Origin of the sequence: Kitasatospora sp. NPDC056273 (assembly GCF_042268845.1) — a bacterium.
In the GTDB taxonomy this organism is placed as follows: Bacteria; Actinomycetota; Actinomycetes; order Streptomycetales; family Streptomycetaceae; genus Kitasatospora.
This window is the reverse complement of record NZ_JBHJSJ010000135.1, coordinates 1-1,122: the sequence shown is the minus strand read 5'-3', so window position 1 is coordinate 1,122 and position 1,122 is coordinate 1. Positions and strand designations below refer to the sequence as shown.

Here is a 1,122-nt window from a genome sequence, read left to right as displayed (position 1 = left end):
CGACTACGACTTTCGTCCTCGCCTTAGGGGCCGACTCACCCTGCGCCGATTAACGTTGCGCAGGAAACCTTGGGCTTTCGGCGTGCGGGTTTTTCACCCGCATTATCGTTACTTATGTCAGCATTCGCACTTCTGATACCTCCAGCACCCCTCACAGGACACCTTCGACGGCTTACAGAACGCTCCCCTACCCAACAACGCCTAAGCGTCGCTGCCGCAGCTTCGGTGCATGGTTTAGCCCCGTTACATCTTCCGCGCAGGCCGACTCGACCAGTGAGCTATTACGCTTTCTTTAAATGATGGCTGCTTCTAAGCCAACATCCTGGCTGTCTATGCCTTCCCACATCGTTTCCCACTTAACCATGACTTTGGGACCTTAGCTGGCGGTCTGGGTTGTTTCCCTTTTCACGACGGACGTTAGCACCCGCCGTGTGTCTCCCATACAGTCCGTCTCGGTATTCGGAGTTTGCAATGGTTTGGTAAGTCGCGATGACCCCCTAGCCATAACAGTGCTCTACCCCCGAGAGGATACATATGAGGCGCTACCTAAATAGCTTTCGAGGAGAACCAGCTATCTCCGGGTTCGATTAGCTTTTCACTCCTAATCACACCTCATCCCCTACCTTTGCAACGGGAGTGGGTTCGGGCCTCCAGTGCGTGTTACCCCACCTTCACCCTGGGCATGACTAGATCACCCGGTTTCGGGTCTACTGCCCGCGACTATGCGCCCTTATCAGACTCGGTTTCCCTTCGCCTCCCCTATACGGTTAAGCTTGCCACGAACAGTAAGTCGCTGACCCATTATACAAAAGGTACGCAGTCACACCACGAAGGTGCTCCCACTGCTTGTACGTACACGGTTTCAGGTTCTATTTCACTCCCCTCGCCGGGGTTCTTTTCGCCTTTCCCTCACGGTACTGGTTCACTATCGGTCAGTCAGGAGTATTTAGCCTTGGAGGATGGTCCCCCCATATTCAGACAGGATGTCACGTGTCCCGCCCTACTCATCGAACTCACGACCTGTGCATTTTAGTGTACGGGGCTATCACCCTTTGCTGCGCGACTTTCCAGACGCTTCCACTAACACACAAGCCGATTCAGGTTCTGGGCTCCTCCCCGTTC

Annotated in this window: 1 rRNA gene; it reads right to left on the bottom strand. The window is 54.5% G+C overall.

Annotation, left to right across the window (positions count from 1 at the left end):
- Window positions 1-1,122 (bottom strand): 23S ribosomal RNA (locus tag ACFCY1_RS41530); the annotation flags it as partial.